This is a genomic window from Micromonospora sp. NPDC020750, assembly GCF_044334565.1.
GTDB lineage: Bacteria > Actinomycetota > Actinomycetes > Mycobacteriales > Micromonosporaceae > Micromonospora.
On sequence record NZ_JBIRTH010000002.1, the window covers coordinates 682,322 to 706,295 of the forward strand.

The following is a 23,974-nucleotide window of genomic DNA, read 5'->3' on the forward strand; positions in this document are numbered from 1 at the left end:
GGTCGACGGGTCAGGCGATCTCGCGTACGACCCGGGCGGGGTTGCCCACCGCGACGACGTTCGCCGGCAGGTCGCGGTTCACCACGGCGCCCGCACCGACCACCGTGTTGTCGCCGATGCTCACCCCGGCCAGCACGATCACCCCACCGCCGAGCCAGACGTTGTCCCCGATCGTGATCGGCTGCGCCGCCTCCCACTTCTCCCGCCGGGGCTCCGGGTCGACCGGGTGGGTGGCCGTCAGGAGTTGCACGTTCGGTCCCATCTGGACGTCCGCGCCGATGGTGATCCGGGCGACGTCGAGGAAGACCGCGTTGAAGTTGACGAATCCGCGCGGCCCCAGGTGGATGTTCCAGCCGTAGTCGCAGTGGAACGGCGGGCGGACCCAGGCGCCCTCGCCGACCGAGCCGAGCAGCTCGCGCAGCGCGGCCAGCCGCTCCTCGGGGTCGGCCGCCGAGCTGCGGTTGAACGCCTCGTTGAGGCGGGTGGCCCGGTCCAGGTCGGCCAGGATCTCCGGGTCCTCGGCGCGGTACAACTCGCCGGCGAGCATGCGGTCCTTCATGGAGGTCATCGGCCGATCATCCCTCGGTCGGGCCTCCACTCAGTGCCAAGTTTGTCACTTTCCTGACTTCTCCTATGCATACCAAGTATGCGATCCTTCTCTGTGCCTGTGCGACCTCTGTCAGTGATGACGCCTCACGAGGAGGAATCCGTTGCATCGAACAGGAAGAAAGTCGGCCGGCCTGGCGCTGGCCCTCGGTCTGGTGCTCGCCGCGCCGCTGACCACCCCGGCCGGGGCCGCCCCGGCCGCGTCCCCCGCCTCCGCCACCCCCGCCTCCGCGACCGCCGGTGCCGCGCCGGCCGGCCGGGCCGCCGGACGCCCGGCCACGGTCACGCTGGTCACCGGTGACCGGGTCACCGTCGCGGCCTCCGGCGCGGTGTCCGTCCGGCCCGGCTCCGGCCGCGACGACCTGCGGTTCCTGATCCAGCGGGACCGGGGCCACGTCACCGTGCTGCCCCAGGACGCGCTGCCACTGCTCCGCTCGGGCAAGGTGGACCGGCGGCTCTTCGACGTCACCGGGCTGATCGAGGCCGGCTACGACGACGCCCACCGGGACAGCCTCCCGCTGCTGGTCTCGTACCGCTCGGGTGAGGCCCGCCGGGCCGTCGCCGGCATCGCCGGCACCCGGGTGACCCGCGACCTGCCCGCGATCGGCGGCGCGGCGGTGACGGCCGAGAAGGCCCGCGCCGGCGCGGTGTGGGACGCGATGACCACGGGCCGGGCGTCCGCCCGGGTCGACACGGCGGAGGGTGTCGACCGGCTCTGGCTGGACGGCCGGCGCAAGGTGACCCTTGACCACAGCGTGCCCCAGATCGGCGCGCCCGTCGCCCACGCGGCCGGGCTCACCGGCAAGGGCGTCACCGTCGCGGTGCTGGACACCGGCGTCGACCCCGACCACCCCGACTTCGCCGGCCGGCTCGCCGAGTCGCGCAACTTCAGCGAGGCGCCCGAGTCGGGCGACACGGTCGGCCACGGCACCCACGTCGCCTCGATCATCGCGGGCAGCGGCGCCGCCTCCGGCGGGAAGTACCGGGGGGTGGCCCCGGACGCCACGCTGCTCTCCGGCAAGGTCTGCGAGAGCGCCAACTGCACCGACTCGGCGATCCTCGCCGGCATGCAGTGGGCGGCGGCGGAGAAGCACGCCACCGTGGTCAACCTGAGCCTCGGCGGAATGGACACCCCCGAGGTCGACCCGCTGGAGCAGGCGGTGCAGACCCTCACCGCGCAGACCGGCACCCTCTTCGTCATCGCCGCCGGCAACGACGGCTCCGACGGCTCGGTCGGCTCCCCGGCCAGCGCGGACGCCGCCCTGGCGGTCGGCGCGGTCGACCGGGACGACGAGCTGGCCAACTTCTCCAGCCGGGGCCCCCGGGTCGGTGACGACGCCCTCAAGCCGGACATCACCGCCCCCGGCGTGGAAATCGTCGCGGCTCGGGCGGCCGGCAGCGACCTCGGCGAGCCGGTCGGCGAGAAATACATGACGCTCTCCGGCACGTCGATGGCCACCCCGCACGTCGCCGGCTCGGCGGCGCTGCTCGCCCAGCAGCACCCCGACTGGCGGGCCGGCGCGCTCAAGTCGACCCTGATGGCCTCGGCGAAGCCGCATCCCGGGCAGACCGCGTACCAGCAGGGCGCGGGCCGGGTCGACGTGGCCCGCGCGATCGGCCAGCAGGTCACCAGCGACCCGGCGAGCGTGTCGTTCGGCCGCGCCGAGTGGCCGCACGGCGACGACCCCACGATCGCCCGCACGGTGACCTGGCGCAACTCCGGGTCCGCGCCGGTCACCCTCGACCTCACGGTCGAGGCCACCGGCCCGGACGGCGAGCCGGCCCTGGCCGGCCTGTTCCAGCTCGGCGCGTCACAGGTCACCGTGCCGGCCGGCGGCCAGGCGCAGGCCACCGTCACCGCCGACACCCGGGTCCAGGGCGCGGACGGGTACTACACCGGCCGGGTCGTCGCCCGATCCGGCGCGACGGTGGCGGTCACCCCGATCGCGGTGCACCGCGAGGTGGAGAGCTACGAGGTCACCATCGCCCACGTCGGTCGGGACGGCCAGCCCACCAGCGAGTACGGCACCACCCTGGTCGGCCTGAGTTCCTTCGCCTACACGGACGTCTACGACGCCGACGGCACGGCGACCGTGCGCGTCCCGAAGGGGCGGTACGGGCTGTCCAGCTACCTGTTCGCCAGCGACGCGAACGGCGAGCTCACCAGGGCCACCATGCTCGCCCGGCCCGAGCTGGTCGTCGACCGGGCGCTCCGGCTCACCCTCGACGCCCGCACCGCCAGGCCGGTGCTGAACACCGTGCCGCAGCGCGGCGCGACCCCGCTGCTGGTGGACGTCAGCGCGATCTTCTTCGGCGCCGACGAGAGCATCTACTCGTTCAGCCTGTGGAGCGACGGCTTCGAGGGGCTGACCAGCGGGCAGGTCGGCCCGGCCAGCACTCCCGAGCGGTTCGTCGCCACGATCGGCAGCCAGTGGGCCGACAGGCAGGCGGCCAGCAGCCCGTACCTGTACGCGCTGCTGGAGGCGTTCCCCGGCCGGATGCCGACCGGCTTCGTCAAGCACTACCGCAGCCGGGACCTGGCCACCGTCGTGCACACCTTCCGGGACGCCTACCCGGGGCTGGAGGCCGAGCGGATGGTCATGGGCGAGCCGGAGTACAACACGGGCGGCTCCGCCATGATCCTGCCCACCGCGACGCCCGGCCGGCGGGTCGAGCACTACAGCACCAACCACGTGCGGTGGGAGAGCGAGCTGGACTTCGGCACCCGCGACCCCGAGGGCTGGCTGGAGACGCAGGCGATGCTGCGCACGCCGACGACGGCGTACCGGGGCGGCCGGACATACCACGAGACCTGGGGTGTCGCCCCGTTCGCGCCGTCCTTCCCGGCGCGGCGTTGGGGGTACGAGGGGATCACCCGCACGGGCGACACCGTCGTGGTCGACCTGCCCGTGCACAGTGACGCGGCCGGGCACGCCGGCGGGTCGCTCAACGACCCCCAGTGGACCAGGCTGTACCGCGAGGGCAAGCTGGTCGGGGAGAGCGAATACCCGGGGTACGGGGAGTTCGAGGTGCCGGCGGGCGCGGCGAACTACCGGTTGGAGACCTCGGCGAAGCGCGGCTTCACCGACCTGAGCACCGAGGTCACCAGCGCCTGGACGTTCCGCTCGAAGCACGTCCCCGGCGACGACTTCGCTGCGCTGCCGGCGATGGCGGTGCGCTTCGCCCCGGCGCTGCGCGTCGACAACAGCGCCCCCGCCGGGCGGTCCTTCACCGTTCCGGTGCGGGTGGAGCGGCAGGCCGGAGCACCGGCGGCCAAGGTCGCCGCGCTGACCGTCGACGCCTCCTACGACGGCGGGAAGACCTGGCACAAGGCGGAGCTGCGCCGCCAGGGCTCCGGCTGGACGGCCACGCTGACGCACCCGGCCGGCACCGGCCACGTCTCGCTGCGGGCCACCGCGAAGGACACCGCCGGAAACACGGTGACCACGCGGATCATCCAGGCGTACCGGCTGCGCTGAACCGGCGTCCGGGCCCGGCGGCACGTCCCGCCGGGCCCGGACCCGTGCCGTCCTCCGTCGGCGGTGCCGCCGCCCGGCCTCGGTGACCCGGGGGCCGCGTCGCGCGGCACCGCCGACGGCCGTCAGTCATTGGCCGTCAGTCGTTGGCGTGCAGGGCGGCGTTCAGCTCGATGCCCCGGCCGGTGCGGGGGCGGGCCTCCAGCGCGCCGGTGACCGAGTTGCGCCAGAACAGCAGGCCATCGACGCCGGACAGGTGGCGGGCCTTGACCACCCGGCCGTCCGGGAGGGCGATCTTCGAGGCGGCGGTGACGTAGCAGCCGGCCTCGACCACGCAGTCGTCGCCGAGGGAGATGCCGACGCCGGCGTTCGCGCCGATCAGGCTGCGCTCGCCGATGCTGATCTTCTCGGTGCCGCCGCCGGACAGGGTGCCCATGATCGACGCGCCGCCGCCGATGTCGGAGCCGTCGCCGACCAGCACGCCCTGCACGATGCGCCCCTCGACCATCGAGGTGCCGAGCGTGCCGGCGTTGAAGTTGACGAAGCCCTCGTGCATCACGGTGGTGCCGGCGGCGAGGTGGGCACCGAGCCGGACCCGGTCCGCGTCGGCGATCCGCACCCCGGCGGGGACCACGTAGTCGGTCATCCGGGGGAACTTGTCCACCCCGTACACGCTCAGGTGGCGGCCGGCGGCCCGCTCGATCACCCGCAGCTCGTCCACCCGCTCCGGCGGGCACGGCCCGGCCGACGTCCAGGCCACGTTCGCCAGCTTGCCGAAGATGCCGTCGAGGTTCAGCTCGTTGGGCCGCACCAGGCGGTGGGAGAGCAGGTGCAACCTCAGGTACGCGTCGGCGGCATCCTTGATCGGCTCGTCCAGCGCCCCGATCACCGTGACCACCTGGGCGGTACGCAGGCCGGGCAGCGCCCGCCCGCCGACCGCCCCCGGCGGCAGGTCGAGCACGTCCGCCTCGTCCTCGCCGGGGACCAGTGGCAGCTCGCCGAGCCCCAGCTTGCCCGTCGGGTACCAGGTGTCGAGCACCTGCTCGTCCGCGGTGATGGTGGCCAGGCCGATGCCCCACGCAGGCTGTGCAGTCGTCACCTCTGTGACGGTACCGTGCGAACCATGGAGAACCCGCTGACCCCCGAGGTCCTCGCCGATCCGGTGGAGCTGACCCGCGTACTGGTCGACATCGAGTCCGTCTCCCTCAACGAGAAGGCGATCGCCGACTGCGTCGAGGAGGTGCTGCGCGCCGTGCCGCACCTGACCACGTTCCGGCACGGCAACACCGTCATGGCGCGTACCGACCTGGGGAGGGACTCCCGGGTGGTGCTCGCGGGGCACCTGGACACCGTTCCGCTGAACAACAACTTCCCGTCGACCATGCGCGGCGACCTGATGTACGGCTGCGGCACCTCGGACATGAAGTCCGGGGTGGCGTACGCGCTGCACTTGGCGGTGACCCTGCCCGAGCCGAAGTACGACGTGACGTACTTCTTCTACGAGGCCGAGGAGATCGAGTCGAAGTACAACGGCCTCTTCCTGGTCGCCGAGGCACACCCGGAGTGGCTCCAGGCGGACTTCGCGCTGCTGCTGGAGCCGACGCACGGGATCGTGGAGGCCGGCTGCCAGGGCACCATGCGGGCGGAGGTGACCACCACCGGCGTCCGGGCCCACTCGGCGCGGTCCTGGCACGGGGTGAACGCCATCCACGCCGCCGGCGAGGTGCTGCGCCGCCTGTCCGGGTACGAGGCGCGGCGGGTCACCATCGACGGCTGCGACTATCGCGAGGGCATGAACGCGGTCCGGGTCGGCGGGGGGGTCGCCGGCAACGTGGTGCCGGACCACTGCGAGATCGAGGTGAACTACCGGTTCGCGCCCGACCGGACGCCGGCCGAGGCCGAGGCGCACCTGCGTGAGGTGTTCGCGGGCTTCGAGCTGCGGGTGACCGACATGGCGGCCGGGGCTGCACCCGGGCTGGACGCGCCCCCGGCGAAGGAGTTCCTGGCGGCGGTCGGCGCCGCGCCGATCGGCAAGCTGGGCTGGACGGACGTGGCCCGGTTCGCCGCGATGGGCATCCCGGCGCTGAACTTCGGCCCGGGGGATCCCAACCTGGCCCACCACCCGGACGAGCACGTCGAGATCAGCAAGATCCGCGACGGGGCGGCCACCCTGCACCGCTGGCTCACCCCCGCCTGAACCCGCCGCGCCCAGGGCTTGCCTGTCCGGGGGCGGGGCCTGGTTGGGGCGTGGTCCGGCCGGGGCGTGTGGTCCGGCCGGGCGGCCCGCCACCCTGTTCGGCGGGCGGGCCGCCCGGCCGGCAGCCGTACGGTCGGTCAGGCGGTCGGGGACAGGGACGACTCGGCGCGGGTGTCGGCCGGGTCGCCGGTGAGGTCGGCGGTGGTGGCTTCCATTTGCCGGGCGCGGCGGCGCTCGGCCACCACGTCGTGGATCCGTCGCTGCATCTGCCGACGGATCCGGATCATCTCGCTGTTGCTGATCACGCTGGCTCCTCCCCCGAAGGCGCGTGCCGGGGCATACCCGGTATGTGAATAGTAAGACGTGCGTGCGACCGAATTAGTTGCCCCGGTCGTGGAAAATCTGTCCGCCCCGCCGCTGTCCTTCCGCCACCCGGTACAGGTGCCACCCCCGAGGGGGTGCGCCTCCACTACGGTTGCTCCCATGAGCGACAGCAACGGACGAGACCCGGGCCGCGAGCGGGGGCGGGAACGGCACCGGGGCGCCGTCACGCTGCGCCGCCAGGCCATCCCGACGAGCACCGCCGACCAGCGGCTGCTGGACTCCCGGGGACGCGGCGACTGGAAGACCAAGGACGCCTGGCGGGCCCTGCGCATCCTGTCGGAGTTCGTGGAGGGCTTCGACACCCTGGCCGACCTGCCACCGGCGGTCAGCGTCTTCGGCTCGGCCCGGAGCAAGCCGGACAGCCCGGAGTGCCGGATGGCCGAGGAACTGGGCGCCGCCCTGGCCCGGGCCGGGTACGCGGTGATCACCGGCGGCGGGCCCGGCGTGATGGAGGCGGCCAACCGGGGCGCCAGCGACGCCGGCGGGCTCTCCGTCGGGCTCGGCATCGAGCTGCCGTTCGAGCAGGGCCTCAACGACTGGGTCGACCTGGCCATCGACTTCCGGTACTTCTTCGCCCGCAAGACCATGTTCGTCAAGTACGCCCAGGCGTTCGTGGTGCTGCCCGGCGGCTTCGGCACCATGGACGAGCTGTTCGAGGCGCTGACCCTGGTGCAGACCGGCAAGGTCACCCGGTTCCCGGTGGTGCTGATGGGGACGGATTACTGGCACGGCCTGCTCGACTGGCTGCGCGACACGATGGCGGTCGAGGGCAAGATCGGACCGGTCGACCTGGAGCTGATCTGCCTCACCGACGACGTCGACGCGGCGGTCCGGCACATCGTTGAGGCCGAGGCCGCGCTCTCCGCCGAGCAGGAGGCGGTCCGCGCGGAGGCCGTCGCCCAGACCGCGGCGGACCAGCAGGCCGCCGCCGAGCAGGGCCGGGAGCGCTGAGCCGGTGGCGGCGATCTGCGTGTTCTGCGCGTCGTCCCGTACCCTCGACCGGCGTTGGCTCGACCTCGCCGCCGAGGCGGGCGCGGAGATCGCCCGCCGCGGCCACACGCTGGTCAGCGGCGGCGGCTGCGTCGGGATGATGGGCGCGGTGGCGGACGGGGCCCGGTCCGCCGGCGGGGCCACCCTGGGGGTGATCCCGCAGTCCCTGGTCGACCTGGAGGTGGCCGACCTCGCCTCGGACGAGCTGCTGGTCACCGGCAGCATGGCCGACCGCAAGACTCTCATGATCGACAAGTCGGACGCGTTCCTCACCCTGCCCGGCGGGCTGGGCACCCTGGACGAGCTGTTCGAGGTCTGGACCACGGCCACCCTCGCCCTGCACGCCAAACCGATGGTGCTGGTCGACGTGGACGGCTTCTACCGCCCCCTGATCGACTGGCTGGGCGGCCTCGCCGACCGCAACTTCCTCAAGCCGGCCGGCCTGGGCCTCCTCACGGTCGTCGACAGCATCCCCGCCGCCCTGGACGCCCTCACCCCCAACCTCCCCTGACCTCCACCCCACCCCACACCCAGCCCCGCTCACGCCTCGCGCCGGTGATCAAGAAGTCTGAGTCAGGATCCGGCGCGCTGTTGGCGCAACCCTCTTGACCACAGAGGCGGGGCGGGCGGGGCGCGGGGTGTGGGGTGTCGTAGGGGCGTGGTGGGATGGGGGGATGCAGGCGTACCGGCTGGTGCGTCGGCCTGCCGAGGCGGCCCGGGGGGACCGCCGGTCGGGTGGGGCGGCGCGGGGGGACGGTCGGCCCGAGGGCGCGACCGGGCGGGATCATCGGGCCGGGGGGCCGGGCGGCGATGACGCGCAGGCCGGTGAGGGCCGCGGGGGCGACGACACGCACGCCGACCAGCCTGCCGGCGGTCTGACGCGCGCCGAGGAATCGCCTGCGGTGCCGGCAGAGAAGGCTGAGCTTGCCGAAGGGGCTGACCGGGGCGAAAGGGCTGACCGGGGCGAAGGGGCTGAGCCTGCCGAAGGGGCTGAGCGGGCCGAGGACGCGGAGCTTGCCGAAGGAGCTGGGCGGGGCCGGGAGCGGCGGGACGACTCGCTCCAGGCCGAGGTCGTGGCGCACACCGGTGGGCCGATGCTCGTCGTCGGCGGGCCGGGCACCGGGAAGACCAGCACGCTGGTCGAGGCGGTCGCCGCGCGGGTGGCCGAGGGCGTCGACCCCGAGCGGGTCCTGGTGCTCACCTTCGGCCGCAGGCAGGCCACCGACCTGCGCCGCCGGATCGAGGCCCGGGTGGCCGGTGACGGGCACCGCGTGCTGCGTGAGCCGTTGGTGCGCACCTTCCCGGCGTACGCGTACGGGCTGCTGCGCCGGGCCGCCACCGAGCGGGGGGAGCCGTCCCCACGGCTGCTCACCGGCCCCGAGCAGGATCTGATCATCCGGGAGCTGCTCGACGTCATCGGCGAGGAGCCCGACGACGACCCGGTCGGCTGGCCGGAGGACCTGCGTCCCGCCCTGCGTACCCGGGCGTTCGCGGCCCAGCTCCGCGACCTGCTGATGCGGGCCGCGGAGCGCGGGGTGGGTCCGGTGGAGCTGGCCCGGCTGGGGGAGAGGCTGGGCCGCGCGGACTGGCCGGCCGCCGCCCGCTTCCTCCGCGAGTACGTCGCCGTGCTCGCCCTGCGTGACGTCAGCAACCGCGGCTCGATCGCGTACGACCCGGCGGAGCTGGTCCGGGCCGCCACCGGGCTGCTGCTCGACGACCCGGAGCTGTTGGAGGCCGAGCGCCGCCGCCTCGCCCATGTGTACGTCGACGAGCTGGCCGACACCGACCCGGCCCAGCTCGACCTGCTCGCCGTGGTGGCCGGCGGGGGAAAGTCCCTCGTCGCCTTCGCGGACCCGGACTCCGCCACGTACGCCTTCCGGGGCACGGACCCGGCCGGGGTGAGCGCCTTCCCGCACCGGTTCCGCACCGTCTCCGGAGCGCCGGCCGCCCAGGTCGTGCTGAATACGTCGTACCGGGCCGGTGCGGGGCTGCTCACCGCGACCCGGCGGCTCACCGGCCGGCTGCGCGGCCCGGCGGCCCACCGCCGGCCGCGTCCGGTCCCGGCAGCCCCGGCCGGCTCGGTCGAGGTGCGTACCTTCCGCTCGGCCACCAGCGAGGCCGCCTGGTTGGCCCAGGCCCTGCGCGCGGCGCACCTGCTCGGCGGTGTGCCCTGGTCGGCGATGGCGGTGCTGGTCCGCTCGACCGCGCGGCAGCTTCCGGTGCTACGCCGGGCGCTGCACACCGCCGGGGTGCCGACCGTGGTGCACGGCGAGGACCTGCCGCTGCATCTACAGCCGGCGGTGGCCCCACTCCTGCTCCTGCTGCGCTGCGCGCTCGAGCCGGAGCGGCTGGACGAGGAGGCGGCGGTGGCGCTGCTGCACTCGCCGCTGGGCGGGGCCGATCCGCTGGCCGAGCGGCGGCTACGCCAGGGGCTGCGGGCCCTCGCCCTGGCCGGTGGGGACCGGCGTCCCTCCGGCGAGCTGATCGTCGACGCGCTGCGCGACCCGGAGGAGTTGGCGGCCATCGACCGGCGCTGGGCGGAGCCGGCGCAGGCGGTGGCCGGCCTGCTCGCCATCGCCCGGGAGGTGGCCGAGCGGCCCGGGGCGACCGCCGAGGACGTGCTCTGGGAGGTGTGGAACGCCAGCGGCCTGGCCGAGCGCTGGGCCGGGGCGATCACCCGGGGGCAGGCGGCGACCGGCGAGCACGAGACCGCACGGCGTTGGCGGGCCGAGGCCGCCGACCGGGACCTGGACGCCGTGCTGGTGCTCTTCGACGCGGCGGCCCGGTTCGCCGACCGGCTGCCCGGTGCCCGTACCGAGGTCTTCCTCGACCACGTGCTCGGCCAGGACCTGCCGGCGGACACCCTGGCCGCGACGGCCGACCGGGGCGAGGCCGTCCGGCTGCTCACCGCGCACGCAGCCAAGGGGCTGGAGTGGGACCTGGTGGCGATCGTCGGGGTGCAGGAGGGCGTCTGGCCGGACCTGCGGCTGCGTGGCAGCCTGCTCGGCTCCGAGCGGCTGGTCGATGTGCTTGCCGGCCGTGGCCAGGGCGACGGCGGGCGGGCGGTCCTGATCGGGCAGACGTCCGCGCTGCTGGACGAGGAGCGCCGGCTCTTCCACGTGGCGGTGACCCGGGCCCGGCGTCGGCTGCTGGTCAGCGCGGTCGCCTCGGCCGCGGTCGGCGGCGACGACCACGAGGAGCAGCCCAGTCGGTTCCTGTACGAGCTGGACCCGACCGAGCCGCCCGGCCGGGCCGATGTCGACCCGGCCTCCGCCGATGTCGACCCGGCCCTCGCCGACGTCGACCCGGCCCTCGCCGATGTCGACCCGGCCTCCGCCGATGTCGACCCGGCCCCCGCCGACGTCGACCCGGCCTCCGCCGAGCTGACCGGTGGTCCCGGTGGAGGCTCGGTGGACGGTCCCGGTGCCGGCCCGACCGGCGACGCCGGGCCGGCAGCCCCGGAGGCCGGTGACCCGGAGGGCGGGGGCGAGTACCGGCCCGTCACCCTGCCGATGGCCGGGCCGCCCCGGGCACTGACTCTGCCGGCGCTGGTCGCGGAGCTGCGTACCGCCGTGGCCGACCCGGCGGCGCCGCACCACCGGCGGCGCGCGGCGGCAGCTGAGCTGGCCCGCCTGTCCGCCGCCGGGGTGCCCGGCGCGCACCCCGACGACTGGTGGGGGCTGCGTGGCCTCTCCGACGACCGGCCGCTGGTCGACGAGGGGCAGCCGGTGAAGGTCACCCCGTCGGCGATGGAGAGCGCCCTGCGGTGCAGCCTGCGCTGGCTGCTGGAGCGGCACGGCGGCAGCGGCCCGGCCAGCGCCGCGCAGGGGGTGGGCAACCTGGTGCACGCCGCCGCGATGCTCGCCGAGGACGCCAGCGCGGACCGTTCCGCCCTGCTGGAGTACGTGGCCGCCCGGTTCGACGCGATCGAGCTGGCCGCCCGGTGGATGGTCGGTCCGGAGCGGGAGCGGGCCGAGGCCATGGTGGACAAGCTGCTGCGCTGGTTGGCCGGCAACCCGCGCCGGCTGCTCGCCATCGAGCACGAGTTCGCGGTCCGGCTCGACGACCCGCACCGGCCGGTCGAGTTGACCGGCCGGGTGGACCGGCTGGAGGTGGACGACGCCGGCCGGCTGGTGGTGGTCGACCTGAAGACCGGCAAGTCCACCGCCGTCACCGAGCACGAGATCGGCGAGCATCCGCAGCTCGGGGCGTACCAGGCGGCGGTGGAGTCGGGGGCGTTCCCGGAGTTCGGCGACGAGTCCGGGGGCGCGGCCCTGGTGCAGCTCGGCACCGGCGCGAAGGACGCCAAGGAGCAGAGCCAGTCGGCAGCGGGGCAGGGGCCGGAGGCGGGCTGGGCGACCGCGCTGGTGCGGCGCACCGCCGATACGATGGCCGCCGCCACCTTCGCCGCGGTCGCCAACTCGAAGTGCCGGGTCTGCCCGGTGCGTACGAGCTGCCCGGTGTCCGGGCAGGGGCGCCAGGTCGTCGAGCCGCCGACCCCCCGCCGCCCGGAGAACGAGAACCCGTGACCCAGCCCGCCCTGTTCAGCGCCGCGACCCCGGCGCCCCGGGCCGCCGACTCCGGCCCCCGGTACACGCCGGTCGAGCTGGCGAAGCTGCTCCGCCTGCCCGCGCCCACCCGGGAGCAGGCGGCGATCATCGCCGCGCCGGTCGAGCCGCTGCTGGTGGTGGCGGGCGCCGGGTCCGGCAAGACCGAGACGATGGCCGCCCGGGTGGTCTGGCTGGTCGCCAACGCGTACGTCCGGCCGGAGCAGATCCTCGGGCTGACCTTCACCCGCAAGGCGGCCGGCGAGCTGGGCCACCGGGTGCGTACCCGGCTCGACCAGCTCGTGCGCCGGGTCGGGCGGCGAGGGCGGGACCCGCTCGACGACCCGTTCGCGGGCGAGCCGACCGTGTCCACCTACCATTCGTACGCCGGGCGGATCGTCACCGAGCACGGGCTGCGCGCCGGGTACGAGCCGTCCACCCGGCTGCTCACCGAGGCGTCCCGCTGGCAGCTCGTCGACCTGCTGGTGCGCAACTACGACGGCGACATGGCCAGCGTCGACCGGATGCCCAGCACCATCACCGACGCCGTGCTGGCCCTGGCCGGCGAGCTGGACGAGCACCTGGTCGCCCCGGACGCCCTGGCCGCCTGGACCGGCCGGTTCTTCGCCGACGTGCAGTCCCGCCCCGGCCGGGTCTACACCGACGTGCGGAAGTCCCTCGCCCTCCAGCAGACCCGGCTGAAGCTGCTGCCGCTGGTCCGCGCGTACGCCCGGCGCAAGGCGGACTTCGAGGCGATGGACTTCGCCGACCAGCTCGCCCGGGCGGCCCGGGTGGCCCGGGATCACCCGGCGGTCGGCGCGATCGAGCGGGACCGTTACCGGGTGGTGCTGCTCGACGAGTACCAGGACACCAGCCACGCGCAGGTGGTGCTGCTCAACGCGCTGTTCGGGGGCGGCCACCCGGTGACCGCCGTCGGCGACCCCTGCCAGTCCATCTACGGCTGGCGCGGGGCCAGCGCCGGCACCCTGGACCGCTTCCCCGCCGAGTTCGCCCGCCCCGACGGCGTGCCGGCGGCGGTGCTCGGCCTCACCACGAGCTGGCGCAACCGGCCGGAGATTCTCGGCGTGGCGAACGCCCTGGCCACCCCGCTGCGGGCGGCCGGTGCCCGGGTGCCCGAGCTGCGCGCCGCGCTGAGCGTCGCCGACCCGATCCCGCACCGCACGCCGGGTGGCCTGGCCGCCGGCACCGTGCACTGCGCGCTCCTGCCGACGTACGCGGACGAGGCGGACTGGATCGCCGACAGCGTGCTGGCCGCCTGGCGCGGGGCGGCCCGGATGCCGGAGGCGCTGCCCGAGCACATCCCGGTGCCGCAGCGGCCCACCACCGCCGTGCTGGTCCGGCTGCGCAGTCAGATCCCGGCGCTGTCGACCGCGCTGCGGGCCCGGGGACTGCCGGTGGAGGTGGTGGGCCTGGGTGGCCTGCTGGACACCCCCGAGGTGCGGGACGTGGTGTGCACCCTGCGGGTGCTCGCCGACCCGACCGACGGGGCGGCGTTGCTGCGGCTGCTCACCGGGGCGCGCTGGCGGATCGGGCCGCGTGACCTGGTGGCCCTGCACCGCCGGGCCCGGGCGATCGCCGCCGGCCGCCGCCGGCTCGCCGCCGACGAGGAGCCGCAGATCGCCGTCGACCTGCTCGACGAGGCCACCCTGGTGGAGGCGCTGGCGGACCTGGGGCCCGCCCAGGCGTACTCGGTCCAGGGCTATGCCCGGCTGCGCGCGTACGGCGAGGAGTTGGCCCTGCTCCGCTACCGGCTGGACCAGACGCTGCCGGAGCTGATCGCGGACGTCGAGCGGACCATCGGCCTGGACGTGGAGGTGGCGGTCCGGGCCGGTCGGGACGGCACCGGCGACGCCGGCCTCGCCCGGGGCCACCTGGACGCCCTCGGCGACGTGGCGGCCCGGTTCAGCGGGGAGTCCCCGGCGGCCACCCTGTCGGGGTTCCTGGCCTACCTCGCCGCGGCCGAGGACGAGGAGCGCGGGCTCGCCCCGGGCGAGGTGGAGGTGGTCTCCGGCGCGGTGCAGATCCTCACCGCGCACGCCGCGAAGGGCCTGGAGTGGGACGTGGTCGCGGTCGCCGGCCTGACCCGGGGCGGCTGGCCGGGGCCGGTGCGCAACTCCGACCACTGGCTCGGCGGGCTGGGGGTGCTGCCTTTCCCGCTGCGCGGGGACGCCGACGGGCTGCCGGAGCTGGGTCTGGCCGAGGCGGCCGACCAGCGCGCGGTGGCCCGGGCGCTGACCGACTTCGTCGACGACTGGCGGGCGCACGACGAGCGGGAGGAGCGTCGGCTGGCGTACGTGGCGGTGACCCGCCCCCGGCGGCTGCTGCTCTGCTCCGGCTACTGGTGGGGCGAGGGGACGAAGCGCCCGCGCGGGCCGTCGGTGTTCCTGCGCGAGGTGCACGACGTGTGCCTGGACGGCGACGCCGGGCACCTGGTCGACCGGTGGACCCCCGAGCCGGCCGGTGACGCCACCAACCCCACCACCGAGGTGGTGCTGCGCGCCGAGTGGCCGGCCGACCCGCTGGGCGGGCGCCGCCCGGCGCTGGCCGAGGCCGCCGCGCTGGTCCGCCGCTTCCTCGCCGAGGATCCTCCGGCCTCCGGCGTCGGGGTGGCCGAGGTCGAGGATCCGGAGGTGACGCGCTGGCGGCGGGAGTCCGACCTGCTGCTCGCCGAGCGGGCCGAGCTGGCCGCCGGGGCGGGGGCGGTCGAGGTGGCCCTGCCCGGCCAGCTCTCGGTCACCCAGCTCGTGGCGCTGCGCCGTGACCCGGAGGAGCTCGCCCGCGCCCTGCGCCGCCCGATGCCCATCGAGCCGAACCCGTACGCCCGGCGCGGCACCGCGTTCCACACCTGGCTGGAGCGGCGCTTCGGCGCGGACCGGCTGCTCGACGTCGACGAGTTGCCGGGCGCGGCCGACGCCGACGCGGCGCCCGACGAGGCGCTGGCCGAACTCCAGGCGCGCTTCCTGGCCGGGGAGTGGGCCGACCGGGTGCCGGTGGAGGTGGAAGTGCCGTTCGCCACAGTTATCGCCGGGGTGGTGGTGCGCGGCCGGATGGATGCGGTGTTCGCCCGGCCCGGCGGCCGGTATGACGTGGTCGACTGGAAGACCGGGCGGCAGCCCGTCGGCGAGGAGGCCGAGGCGGCGGCGGTGCAGCTTGCCGTCTACCGGCTGGCCTGGGCGGAACTGGCCCGGGTGCCGGTCGACCAGGTCGGCGCGGCCTTCCACTACGTGCGGGACGGGGCGACGGTCCGCCCGGCGGACCTGCTCGACGCTGAAGGGCTCACCGCGTTGATCGCGGGAGTGCCGGAGGTGCCGCCTGCGGTCCGTCGCCCCGGCCGATGAGAATTGCCGGCGGTGGGGTTCCGGCGGGCCGAATCCGTGGTACGGTATCCGGGTTGCAGTTTTGGTTACCAGAGACTCTGTGTGCGCCTGGCGGATTGTAGCCCCAGGCGCTCTTTGTTGTGTCCGGGGCTCTCCGGGCGGGGCGACCAGAAGCGACAGGTGGTCCGCGCATACCGGGCGCGGTCCGCTCCTCCCTCTTCGGCTCGCAACAAGTGCGAGGCCGAACGTTCCGTCAAGGAGACAGAACACATGGCAATTGGCACCGTTAAGTGGTTCAACGCTGACAAGGGTTTCGGCTTCATCACCCCGGACGGCGGCGGCGCTGACGTCTTCGCCCACTTCTCGGCGATCCAGTCCTCCGGCTACCGGAGCCTGGACGAGAACCAGCGGGTCGAGTTCGAGATCACCCAGGGCCAGAAGGGCCCGCAGGCGGAGAACATCCGTCCGATCTGATCGTCGGCAGCACTGTTCCTCGGAACAGGCACGACTGTTCATCTGAACAGGCACCACCGTTCTTCGGAACACCCCATCGCGCCTCAGGCGCGGTGTCGCGGCCGGTCCGCCCCGCGCGGGCCGGCCGCACCCCACCTTCGGTTCGTGCTTGTGACCACCGCGGCCCTGCCGCCGGTGCAGCGCCATTCCGGCGCCTCCTCGACACGTGCCGCGTCGAGGAAGGCTCTCGCATGACCACCGTCATCCCCTCGTTCTCCACCACCGGCCTCGCGCCGGAGCTGCTCGCCGAGCTGACCGCGCAGGGCATCACCGAGCCGTTCCCGATCCAGTCGGCGACGCTGCCGGACTCGCTGGCCGGCCGGGACGTCCTCGGCCGGGGCCGCACCGGCTCGGGCAAGACCCTCGCGTTCGGGCTGCCGCTGGTGCACCGCACCGTCGGCCGCCGGGCCCGCCCGGGGCGTCCGCTGGCCCTGGTGCTCGTGCCGACCCGGGAGCTGGCCCAGCAGGTGACCACCGCGCTGGCCCCGTACGCCCGGGCGGTCGGGCTGCGCGTCACCACCGTGGTCGGCGGCCTGTCCCTGCAGCGGCAGGCGGACGCGCTGCGCGCCGGCGCCGAGGTGGTCGTGGCCACCCCCGGCCGGCTGCACGACCTGATCAACCGCGGGGACGCGCGGCTCGACCAGGTCGCCGTGACCGTGCTCGACGAGGCCGACCAGATGGCCGACATGGGCTTCCTGCCGCAGGTCACCAAGCTGCTGGAGCAGGTGGCCGGCGACGGCCAGCGGATGCTCTTCTCCGCAACTCTGGACGGCGGCGTCGACAAGCTGGTCCGCCGCTTCCTCACCAACCCGGTCTCGCACTCCGTCGACCCCGGCACCGCCACGGTGACCGCGATGACGCACCACGTGCTGCACGTCGACGCGGAGGACAAGCCGGCCGCGCTGACCCAGATCGCGGCCCGGGAGGGCCGCACCATCCTGTTCATGGGCACCAAGCACCGCGCCGACCGGCTGGCCCGCCAGCTGCTGTCCAAGGGGGTGCGCGCGGCGGCGCTGCACGGCGGCAAGTCCCAGCCGCAGCGCACCCGGATCCTGGAGCAGTTCCGCACCGGCCAGGTGACCGCGCTGGTCGCCACCGATGTGGCGGCCCGGGGCATCCACGTGGACGGCCTCGACATGGTGGTCAACGTCGACCCGCCGACCGAGGCGAAGGACTACCTGCACCGGGGTGGGCGTACCGCACGGGCTGGCGAGTCGGGCACCGTGGTCACCCTGGTCCTGCCCGAGCAGCGCCGCGAGGTGTCCCGGCTGATGGCGACCGCCGGAATCCGGCCGCAGTCGACCCAGGTCCGGCCGGGCGACGGGGCGTTGGCCCGGGTCACCGGGGCCCGGGAACCGTCCGGGGTGCCGGTGACCATCGTCGTCCCGGCTCCGGAGCGGTCCGCCTCGGGCGGTGGCCGGGGGCCGCGCTCGTCCCGCGGCGCCGGCCAGTCGCACGCCGCAGGGACCGCCGCGACGGGGGGTGCGCCGCGCGCCGCCCGCCCGTCCGAGGACGGGCACCGCGCCTCGGGCCGGTCGCGCCGCCCGCGTCGTCCCCGGATGGCCTGAACGGCTTCTCCGCGGTCACCGATCGGCGCCTGCGCCGCCCCTTCGCTGAGTCGGGAATCAGGCAGGGTGGGATCCGATCGGTGACTGTTCGGCGGCCTCGATGTAGTCGATGCTTGCCGTGGGGGGAACGCGGGTCGGCGGGGTCGGCCCACTGGGGGAGGGGTTGACCATGGCGTGCAACGCCGAGTCGGGGGCGCTTCGGGAGCTGACGGTGGTGCTGGCGGTCGCGGGGGCGGGGCTGGCGCTCGCCACGGTCGCGGCGTTCTCGCCGTGGCATCCCACCCGCAACGGCCGGACACCGGCGGGGGTGGTGGGGCTGCACGTTCCGGGGGGAACGGGCAGCGACCTCAGCGCCTCCATCGTTGAAACGACCGACGAATCCGCCGGCTGAGCCCGCATCGCTCAGCCGGCGGATTCGTCGGGCCAACCGGGGTCGGTCAGTGGCCGCCGACGGGGCGGGCCCCCAGGGCGTCCGTCCTGTCCCGGTTCGGCCCGTCGGCGCGGCCCTCCCGGGTGAGCAGGTCGGCCAGGGTGGTCCGGTCCACCACCAGGGCGATGGCCCCGTCCACCGCCAGCCATACGTCGCGCAGCCCGGTGGCCACCCCGTGGTAGCCGGCGTGCCCGGCCGGCAGGCCCCGTACCGAGGTGAGCGACCCGCCGACCGCGCGGAGCACGTCTCCGACGCTGATCTCGGCGGCCCGGCGGGCCAGCGCGTAGCCGCCCTCGGTGCCCCGGTGGCTGTGCAGCAGCCCGGCCCGGCGCAGGTCCAGCAGGATGCCCTGGAGGAAGCTCAACGGGATGGCCTGGCTCTCGGCCAGAGCCGCCGCCTTGACCAGCTCGCCGCCCGGCTCGGGAGGGCCGCCCCGGGCGTCGGCCCGCCGGTCGCCGCCGGTCGAGGCGGCGGCGACGGCGAGCATGGCCCGGAGCGCGTAGTCGCTGCGCGCGGAGACGTACACGTCACTGCCCGGCCTGGTCCAGCACGCCCCAGCGGCGGCGGATCGTCCGGTCCGCCGCCCCGAACGCGGCGTCGACCACCAGGCCGATGACCAGGATCACGATCATCGTGGAGAGCAGCCAGGGCGCGTCGGACAGCTCCCGCGAGTAGGTGAGCTGCGCGCCGAGCGAGGTCTGCGAGATGCCCACCACGATCAGCTCGCCGGCCATCAGGCTGCGCCAGGAGAAGGCCCAGCCCTGCTTGAGCCCGGCGACGATGGCGGGCAGGGCGGCCGGGGCGATCACGTACCGGTAGAGGTTCAGCCCTCGGGCGCCGAGGTTGCGCCCGGCGCGTAGCAGCAGCGGCGGGACGTAGTCCACGCCGCTGATCACCCCGTTGGCGATCGACGGCGCCGCGCCGAGCACCACGACGAAGAAGATGGCCTTCTCGCTCAGCTCGAACAGCAGGATCGCCAGCGGGAACCAGGCGATCGACGGCATGGTCTGCAACGCGGTGATCATCGAGCCGATGGCCGCGCGCAGCACCCGGGACCGGGCCACGGCGAGCCCCAGCAGCAGGCCGACTCCGACGGAGAAGATGTAGCCGAGGGCCGCCCGGCGCAGGGTGGTGGCCATCCCCTCCCAGAGCTGCGGACCACTGACCTGTCGGAGCAGCTCCTGCCCGACGGCGGCCGGCCCGGGCAGCGAGTACGGTGGCCAGAACCCGGCCCACACCACGGCCTGCCAGGTGCCGATGGCGATGGCGAGCGCCGCCAGCTTCGGCCAGGTGGACGCCCAGACCGTCGCGGCCCGGGTCGTCGTCTTCTGCCGGCCGGCGATCTCCAGCGCGTCGAGCCCGGAGATCTCCGCGTCGGCGCGCGGGGTGCCGGCGATCGTGTCACTGGCCATGGCGGCCCACCTCCGTACGGAGCTTGTCGGTGACCTCGGCGGCGATGGACGCGATCTCCGGGGAGTCGATGCGTCGCGGCCGGGGCACGTCGACCCGGGTGGAGTAGATGATCCGGCCGGGCCGGCTGGAGAGCAGGATGATCCGGTCGGCGAGCCGCGCGGCCTCCCGGACGTTGTGGGTCACGAAGAGGACGGTGAGCTTGCGCTCGGTCCAGATCCGCTCCAGCTCGTCGTGCAGGAGGTCCCGGGTCATCGCGTCGAGCGCGCCGAACGGCTCGTCCATCAGCAGCACCGGCGTGTCCAGCGCGAGGGTGCGGGCCAGCGCCACCCGTTGCCGCATGCCGCCGGACAGCTCGTGCGGGCGCTTGCGGGCGAAGTCGGCCAGGTGCACCGTGTGCAGCAGTTCGGCGACCCGCTCCCGGCGCGCGGACCGGGGCATGCCGCGTAGCTTCAGCGGCACCTCCACGTTGCCCTCGACGGTGAGCCAGGGGAACAGGGCGGACTCCTGGAACATCAGCCCCGGGTTGACCCCTTCGCCGAGCTCGATCCGCCCGCCGCTGATCCGGTCCAGGCCGGCGACCAGGTTGAGCAGGGTGCTCTTGCCGCAGCCGGAGGCGCCGACGAGGCAGACGAATTCGCCGGGCGCGACGTCGAGGGAGACCCCGTCCAGGGCTAGGACGGCGCTCTCGCCGTGCCCGTACACCTTGGTGACGCCGTGCAGCGCGACCGAGCCGGTCGCGCTGCGTGGCGTCGTCGTGGTCGACGTCATGGTTGGGCGACCTCGGGCTTGCCCTGGGCCTTGAGCACCTCGTTGAGGTACTTCAGGTCGTAGAGGCCGTCCAGGCTGACCGGTTGGGTCAGCTCGACGGCGACCGCGTGGTCCAGGCCGGTCTTCAGCGACGAGGCGATCGGGTCGTTGGTGAACTCCAACGTCGGCCACGCCTGCTTGATCAGCTTCACGTCCAGCGGCTTACCGCTGATCTTGCCGATGTGCTCGGAGATGGCCTGCTGCGACTCGTCGGGCTTGGTGTTGACGAACTCGTTCGCCGCGACCTGACCCTCGACCAGCTTCTTCACCACGTCGGGGTGGGCCTTGAGGAACTTGGTGGAGACGATCAGGTTGGTGATCACGAACTTCTTGTCCGGCCACAGGTCGCGCTCGTCGATGAGCACCTTGCCGCCGGCGTTGACCAGCCGGGAGACGAACGGCTCGGGCACCCACGCGCCGTCGATCGCCCCGCTGTTGAACGTCTCCACGGTCTGGGCGTTCTCCTGCGGGACCACCTTGACGTCGCCGCCGCCCTCCTTGGTGGCGGTCAGGCCCTTCTCCTTGAGCCAGTAGCGCAGCGCGACGTCCTGGGTGTTGCCGAGCTGCGGGGTGGCGATCTTCTTGCCGCGCAACTGCTCGACCGAGGTGATCCCGGGCTTGACGACGAGCGCGACGCCGCCGGACGCCGCGCCCGAGATGACCCGGACCGCCTCGCCCTTGGACTTGGAGAAGGCGTTCACCGTCGGGTTCGGACCGATGTACGTCGCGTCGAGCGCGCCGGAGAAGATCGCCTCGATCGCCGCCGGGCCGGCGTTGAAGGTCTTGGTGTCGAGCTTGACGTCGCCGCCGAGCTTCTCGGCGAAGATGCCCTTCTCCACCCCGACCACGGCCGGGGCGTGGGTGATGTTGGGGAAGTAGCCCAGCCGCAGCGTCACCGGGCCGGAGTCGCCCCCGGCCGCGCCGTCGTCCTCGCCGCACGCGGCGGTGACGCCCAGCGTCGCCGTGCCCACCACGGCGAGGGTGGCCAGGGAGAGCACCCGACGGAAGGGAAGCCGTCTCATCGTATGTCCAATCCGAAGTATTCCTACTTAGTTGGTAGGAAGAGTGGGGCAGCGTCCGGGCGGCGTCAAGACCAGTCCACATCGCGGGATTCGCGCTCGAAGTTATTCCCGGTTTTCCTACCTTCTTGGTAGGTTGTCCGGCGTCCCTCGGCCGGGTGGCGGGGGCGGCGGAGAGGCGGTCGGCATGACCTTCCACTGGTTCCTTCCCACCTCCGGCGACGGGCACCAGGTCGGCGCCGCCACCGTCGCGGCCGGCGCGGCGCGGCACGACCGGGCGGCCACCGTCGGCTACCTGACCGAGGTGGCCCGGGCCGCCGAGGCGGCCGGCTTCGCCGCGCTGCTCACCCCTGTCGGCTCCGGCTGCCCCGACCCGTGGATCGTCTGCGCGGCCGTCGCCCAGCACACCGACCGGATCGGCATGCTGGTCGCCGTGCGGGCCGGATTCGCGCTGCCCACCCTGATCGCCCAGCAGGCCGAGGCGTTCCAGTCGGTGTCCGGGGGGCGCCTCGCGCTCAACGTCGTCACCGGCGGCGACCCGGCCGAGCAGCGGGCGTACGGCGACTTCCTGGACCACGACGCCCGGTACGCGCGGACCGGCGAGTTCGTCGAGGTGCTCCGCCGGGCCTGGCGCGGGAGCCCGTTCGACTTCGTCGGCGAGCACTACCAGGTCACCGGCGGCGGGCTGGCCGCCCCGCTCGTGGCCCCGCCCCCGGTCTACTTCGGCGGCGCGTCCTCGGCCGCCGAGGCGGTGGCCGCCCGACAGGCCGACACGTACCTGATGTGGGGCGAGCCGCCCGCCGCGATCGCCGCCCGGGTGGACCGCGTCCGCAGCCGGGCCGCCGAGGAGGGGCGGACCCTGCGCACCGGGATCCGGCTGCACGTCATCGCCCGCCCGACCGCCGCGCAGGCGTGGGCGGAGGCGGACCGCCTGCTGGCCGGGATGAGTCCTGAACGGATCGCCGCCGCGCAGGCGCGGTACCGCCGGATGGACTCGGTCGGCCAGTCCCGGATGGCCGCCCTGCACGGCGGGAGCGCCGACGGGCTCACCGTCGCGCCGAATCTCTGGGCCGGGGTCGGCCTGGTCCGCGAGGGCGCCGGCACCGCGCTCGTCGGCAGCTACGCCGAGGTCGCGGCCCGAATCGACGAGTACGCCGCGCACGGCGTCGACGAGTTCGTCCTCTCCGGCTGGCCGCACCGGGAGGAGGCGGAACGGGTCGGCGCGGAGGTGCTGCCCCGGGTGACCGCGCCCGTCCCCGTGGCCCCGGCCCCGGTGGGCTGAGCCGCCCTGCGGGAGGTCGCCGCCGTCGGGGGCGTGAACGCGCTAGGGTCGGTCCCGTGGCGGCGCGGAGATCGAGAATTCCAGCGACGAAGTATCCGGTCGAGCGGTTCACCCTCGACAACGGCCTGCGGGTGGTGCTCACCCCCGATCGCAGCGCCCCGGTGATCGGGGTGGCGGTGATCTACGACGTCGGCATCCGGTCCGAGCCCGAGGGGCGTACCGGCTTCGCCCACCTCTTCGAGCACCTGATGTTCCAGGGCTCGGAGAACCTGGAGAAGTTGGCCCACTTCCGGCACGTGCAGGGGGCGGGCGGCACCTTCAACGGCTCCACCCATCACGACTACACCGACTACTACGAGACCCTGCCGAGCAACGCCCTGGAACGGGCGCTGTTCCTGGAGGCCGACCGGATGCGCGCCCCCCGGCTGACCGAGGAGAACCTGCGCAACCAGGTCGACGTGGTCAAGGAGGAGATCCGGGTCAACGTGCTCAACCGCCCGTACGGCGGGTTCCCGTGGCTGACCCTGCCGCCGGTCATGTTCGACACCTTCCCTAACGCGCACGACGGCTACGGCTCCTTCGACGACCTGGAGTCGGCCACCGTCGCCGACGCGGCGGACTTCTTCCGCCGCTACTACGCCAGCGGCAACGCCGTGCTCGCGGTCAGCGGGGACGTCGACGTGGCCGAGGCCACCGCGCTGATCGAGCGGCACTTCGGCGACGTGCCGGCCCGGCCCGCACCGCAGCGCCCCGACTTCGACGAGCCCGACCTGACCGCCGAGCGGCGCTCGTCGTACACGGATGCCCTGGCCCCGCTGCCCGCGGTGGCCGCCGCCTGGCGGGTGCCCGACCCGATCACCGACTTCGCCGGCTACCTGCCGTACGTGGTGCTCGCCGAGGTGCTCACCGACGGCGACGCGTCCCGGCTGGTCGAGCGGCTGGTCCAGCGGGACCGCGCGGTGACCAGCCTCGGCGGGTACGTCGGCTTCATGGGCGACCCGTTCGACGTGCGTGGCCCCACCGCGCTGCTGCTCCAGGCACACCTGCCACCGGGCGGCGACGTGGACAAGGTGTTGCGCACCGTCGACGAGGAGCTGGACCGGCTGGCCGCCGACGGTCCCACCGACGGTGAGCTGGCCCGTACCCAGGCCCGGATGGCCACCCACCTGCTGCGCGACACCGACGCGGTGCTCGGCCGGGCGCTGCGGATGGCGGTGCTGGAACAGCAGCGCGGCGAGCCTGGCCTGCTCAACGAGCTGCCCCGACTGGTCGGCGAGGTCACCGACGAGCAGGTCCGGGCCGCCGCCGCGGCCCTGCGGCCGGAGCGCCGCGCGTCCGTCGAGGTCATCGCAGGAGGGGCTCGGTGAGCGCGAGGAGTGAGTGGGGTTTGCGAGCCCCGCAGTC

General features: G+C 74.4%; 18 protein-coding genes. 11 read left to right on the forward strand and 7 right to left on the reverse strand.

The window, feature by feature from the left end; all coding sequences use genetic code 11:
* Window positions 1–10: 10 nt before the first annotated feature.
* On the reverse strand, window positions 11–568 hold the full coding sequence (locus ACH4T9_RS08415) for a sugar O-acetyltransferase (protein WP_396670198.1): 558 nt from the start codon (window positions 566–568) through the stop codon (window positions 11–13).
* A 193-nt stretch (window positions 569–761) separates the two neighbouring features.
* On the opposite strand from ACH4T9_RS08415, the gene ACH4T9_RS08420 reads away from it, so the two are divergent.
* Window positions 762–4,085, forward strand: coding sequence for a S8 family serine peptidase (locus tag ACH4T9_RS08420; RefSeq protein WP_396670740.1), 3,324 nt, complete (start codon window positions 762–764; stop codon window positions 4,083–4,085).
* 136 nt (window positions 4,086–4,221) lie between these two features.
* Here ACH4T9_RS08420 and dapD read toward each other — a convergent pair whose 3' ends face one another.
* Window positions 4,222–5,181, reverse strand: coding sequence for a 2,3,4,5-tetrahydropyridine-2,6-dicarboxylate N-succinyltransferase (gene dapD / locus ACH4T9_RS08425; protein ID WP_396670197.1), 960 nt, complete (start codon window positions 5,179–5,181; stop codon window positions 4,222–4,224).
* 24 nt (window positions 5,182–5,205) lie between these two features.
* On the opposite strand from dapD, the gene dapE reads away from it, so the two are divergent.
* Complete coding sequence (dapE, locus tag ACH4T9_RS08430; RefSeq protein ID WP_396670196.1) at window positions 5,206–6,279, forward strand: succinyl-diaminopimelate desuccinylase; 1,074 nt, start codon at window positions 5,206–5,208, stop codon at window positions 6,277–6,279.
* A gap of 137 nt (window positions 6,280–6,416) precedes the next feature.
* Here the strand turns inward: dapE and ACH4T9_RS08435 are convergent, their stop codons facing one another.
* Entirely contained in the window at window positions 6,417–6,584 is a 168-nt protein-coding gene (locus ACH4T9_RS08435) for a hypothetical protein (RefSeq protein ID WP_387015379.1), read from the reverse strand.
* Between the two features lie 178 nt (window positions 6,585–6,762).
* Between ACH4T9_RS08435 and ACH4T9_RS08440 the strand changes: the two genes are divergently transcribed.
* The 7 genes from ACH4T9_RS08440 to ACH4T9_RS08470 all read left to right on the forward strand — a co-directional run bounded on the left by ACH4T9_RS08440 (window position 6,763) and on the right by ACH4T9_RS08470 (window position 18,010).
* Window positions 6,763–7,614, forward strand: a complete 852-nt coding sequence (locus tag ACH4T9_RS08440; protein WP_396670195.1) for a TIGR00730 family Rossman fold protein — start codon at window positions 6,763–6,765, stop codon at window positions 7,612–7,614.
* Between the two features lie 4 nt (window positions 7,615–7,618).
* Window positions 7,619–8,164 carry a TIGR00730 family Rossman fold protein gene (locus tag ACH4T9_RS08445; protein WP_396670194.1) on the forward strand — a complete coding sequence of 182 codons (546 nt, stop codon included), beginning with the start codon at window positions 7,619–7,621 and terminating at the stop codon, window positions 8,162–8,164.
* Between the two features lie 391 nt (window positions 8,165–8,555).
* Window positions 8,556–12,182 (forward strand): ATP-dependent helicase, encoded by a 3,627-nt coding sequence (locus ACH4T9_RS08450; RefSeq protein ID WP_396670193.1) that lies wholly within the window; start codon window positions 8,556–8,558, stop codon window positions 12,180–12,182.
* A complete protein-coding gene (locus tag ACH4T9_RS08455; RefSeq protein WP_396670192.1) occupies window positions 12,179–15,559 on the forward strand; it encodes an ATP-dependent helicase in 3,381 nt (1,126 codons plus the stop codon). The genes ACH4T9_RS08450 and ACH4T9_RS08455 overlap by 4 nt, the downstream gene beginning before the upstream one ends.
* Window positions 15,560–15,808: 249 nt before the next feature.
* The gene (locus ACH4T9_RS08460; protein ID WP_161685538.1) at window positions 15,809–16,012 is read left to right on the forward strand and encodes a cold-shock protein; all 204 of its coding nucleotides are present in this window, start codon (window positions 15,809–15,811) and stop codon (window positions 16,010–16,012) included.
* Between the two features lie 230 nt (window positions 16,013–16,242).
* Window positions 16,243–17,619, forward strand: a complete 1,377-nt coding sequence (locus ACH4T9_RS08465; protein WP_396670191.1) for a DEAD/DEAH box helicase — start codon at window positions 16,243–16,245, stop codon at window positions 17,617–17,619.
* A gap of 169 nt (window positions 17,620–17,788) precedes the next feature.
* On the forward strand, window positions 17,789–18,010 hold the full coding sequence (locus ACH4T9_RS08470) for a hypothetical protein (RefSeq protein WP_396670190.1): 222 nt from the start codon (window positions 17,789–17,791) through the stop codon (window positions 18,008–18,010).
* Between the two features lie 46 nt (window positions 18,011–18,056).
* On the opposite strand, the gene ACH4T9_RS08475 is transcribed toward ACH4T9_RS08470, so the two are convergent.
* Genes ACH4T9_RS08475 through ACH4T9_RS08490 form a run of 4 tightly spaced genes read right to left on the reverse strand, consistent with a single transcriptional unit; the run spans window position 18,057 to window position 21,291 of the window.
* Window positions 18,057–18,575 carry an RrF2 family transcriptional regulator gene (locus ACH4T9_RS08475; RefSeq protein ID WP_396670189.1) on the reverse strand — a complete coding sequence of 173 codons (519 nt, stop codon included), beginning with the start codon at window positions 18,573–18,575 and terminating at the stop codon, window positions 18,057–18,059.
* Between the two features lies 1 nt (window position 18,576).
* Window positions 18,577–19,461, reverse strand: coding sequence for an ABC transporter permease (locus ACH4T9_RS08480; protein ID WP_396670188.1), 885 nt, complete (start codon window positions 19,459–19,461; stop codon window positions 18,577–18,579).
* Complete coding sequence (locus ACH4T9_RS08485) at window positions 19,451–20,230, reverse strand: ABC transporter ATP-binding protein (RefSeq protein ID WP_396670187.1); 780 nt, start codon at window positions 20,228–20,230, stop codon at window positions 19,451–19,453. The genes ACH4T9_RS08480 and ACH4T9_RS08485 overlap by 11 nt, the downstream gene beginning before the upstream one ends.
* A complete protein-coding gene (locus tag ACH4T9_RS08490) occupies window positions 20,227–21,291 on the reverse strand; it encodes an ABC transporter substrate-binding protein (RefSeq protein ID WP_396670186.1) in 1,065 nt (354 codons plus the stop codon). The genes ACH4T9_RS08485 and ACH4T9_RS08490 overlap by 4 nt, the downstream gene beginning before the upstream one ends.
* Window positions 21,292–21,475: 184 nt before the next feature.
* On the opposite strand from ACH4T9_RS08490, the gene ACH4T9_RS08495 reads away from it, so the two are divergent.
* Complete coding sequence (locus tag ACH4T9_RS08495) at window positions 21,476–22,570, forward strand: LLM class flavin-dependent oxidoreductase (RefSeq protein WP_396670185.1); 1,095 nt, start codon at window positions 21,476–21,478, stop codon at window positions 22,568–22,570.
* A 56-nt stretch (window positions 22,571–22,626) separates the two neighbouring features.
* Entirely contained in the window at window positions 22,627–23,937 is a 1,311-nt protein-coding gene (locus ACH4T9_RS08500; RefSeq protein ID WP_396670184.1) for a M16 family metallopeptidase, read from the forward strand.
* Window positions 23,938–23,974: the final 37 nt, after the last annotated feature.

Excerpts from the sequence above, each read along its gene's own strand:
- ACH4T9_RS08415 (WP_396670198.1), bottom strand. The coding sequence starts at position 568 with ATGACCTCCATGAAGGACCGCATGCTCGCCGGCGAGTTGTACCGCGCC.
- dapE (WP_396670196.1), top strand. The coding sequence starts at position 5,206 with ATGGAGAACCCGCTGACCCCCGAGGTCCTCGCCGATCCGGTGGAGCTG.
- ACH4T9_RS08440 (WP_396670195.1), top strand. The coding sequence starts at position 6,763 with ATGAGCGACAGCAACGGACGAGACCCGGGCCGCGAGCGGGGGCGGGAA.
- ACH4T9_RS08460 (WP_161685538.1), top strand. The coding sequence starts at position 15,809 with ATGGCAATTGGCACCGTTAAGTGGTTCAACGCTGACAAGGGTTTCGGC.
- ACH4T9_RS08465 (WP_396670191.1), top strand. The coding sequence starts at position 16,243 with ATGACCACCGTCATCCCCTCGTTCTCCACCACCGGCCTCGCGCCGGAG.
- ACH4T9_RS08470 (WP_396670190.1), top strand. The coding sequence starts at position 17,789 with ATGGCGTGCAACGCCGAGTCGGGGGCGCTTCGGGAGCTGACGGTGGTG.
- ACH4T9_RS08480 (WP_396670188.1), bottom strand. The coding sequence starts at position 19,461 with ATGGCCAGTGACACGATCGCCGGCACCCCGCGCGCCGACGCGGAGATC.
- ACH4T9_RS08485 (WP_396670187.1), bottom strand. The coding sequence starts at position 20,230 with ATGACGTCGACCACGACGACGCCACGCAGCGCGACCGGCTCGGTCGCG.
- ACH4T9_RS08490 (WP_396670186.1), bottom strand. The coding sequence starts at position 21,291 with ATGAGACGGCTTCCCTTCCGTCGGGTGCTCTCCCTGGCCACCCTCGCC.
- ACH4T9_RS08495 (WP_396670185.1), top strand. The coding sequence starts at position 21,476 with ATGACCTTCCACTGGTTCCTTCCCACCTCCGGCGACGGGCACCAGGTC.